Annotated in this window: 2 protein-coding genes; both read right to left on the reverse strand. The window is 42.4% G+C overall.

Annotated features, from left to right (window positions below; all coding sequences use genetic code 11):
• Positions 1-94 precede the first annotated feature (94 nt).
• Positions 95-487, reverse strand: a complete 393-nt coding sequence (locus A3729_RS01240; RefSeq protein WP_156490586.1) for a hypothetical protein — start codon at positions 485-487, stop codon at positions 95-97.
• A gap of 97 nt (positions 488-584) precedes the next feature.
• Positions 585-947 carry a histidine triad nucleotide-binding protein gene (locus A3729_RS01245; protein ID WP_068514465.1) on the reverse strand — a complete coding sequence of 121 codons (363 nt, stop codon included), beginning with the start codon at positions 945-947 and terminating at the stop codon, positions 585-587.
• Positions 948-1,020: the final 73 nt, after the last annotated feature.

The following is a 1,020-nucleotide window of genomic DNA, read 5'->3' on the forward strand; positions in this document are numbered from 1 at the left end:
CAAGAACGTGATGTGAACGCCTTCTTAGTCGGTGAAGCATTTATGCGGGCGGCAGACCCGGGTAAGGAGTTAGAGCGTTTGTTTTTTTAGGTATTTATAGGCAGTCATACTGTGACTGCCTATCAAATGATACTGAAACCATATCATAGCCATGACGAGATAGGTCTTTTATTAACTGCCTATCTGCCAAGACAGTATTACAAATCTGGTGAATACTGCCTTGAAGATCATTACTGGCAAGTCGCAAATCAAAATCCATCACTAAGTAGCGCATGCTGCCATACTCATCAGCATGCACCTGATTAACACTTTCATAGTTGATAAAGCGATACGAGCTATCGGCATTGAAGTGTGATTCCAGACGAGAAGAAAGTTCATCAGCTTCAGCAAGTGCCGCCAATGAAAACATCATGGCAAATAATACCAAGCCTTGTAGTATTGACTGTAGGCTCTTATTAGACTTTCTTTCTTCCAGGTTCCAGATCATATTTCACCACGCTCTTCGTTTAGGTAGCTCTAGTTTAACGAAGAGGGTGCTTAAATATTAGTCTGTCAGCAATGGTTTTACCCTTGTTTACACTTGCTCAGACTTTAAGCTTCTCGGTGAAAGGAGGCCAACCCAAAGGTTTACCAGCGATTAAATGCAGGTGTACGTGGTAGACGCTTTGTCCACCATATTCATTGCAATTCATCACAACACGGTAACCATCTTCTGCGAAGCCCATATCGGCGGCAATATTCTTGGCAACAAAGAACAAATGTCCAAATGTTTCCTTATCACCTTCATCCATATCGTTAATCGTCGCGATTGGTTTTTTAGGGATGATAAGCAAGTGTACGGGAGCGGTTGGCTGAATATCCTTGAATGCCAGGCAGATGTCATCTTCATAGACGATATCTGCAGGAATCTGACGATCAATAATTTTGGTAAATAGCGTTTCTGTCATTGTTTTTTCCTCGTTTGCTTCCTTTAGGCTTGAGCAAGTTTAGGCAAGTTACCTATTGCGCCCACCGCATACT

The sequence above is a fragment of the Oleiphilus sp. HI0043 genome, assembly GCF_001634935.1.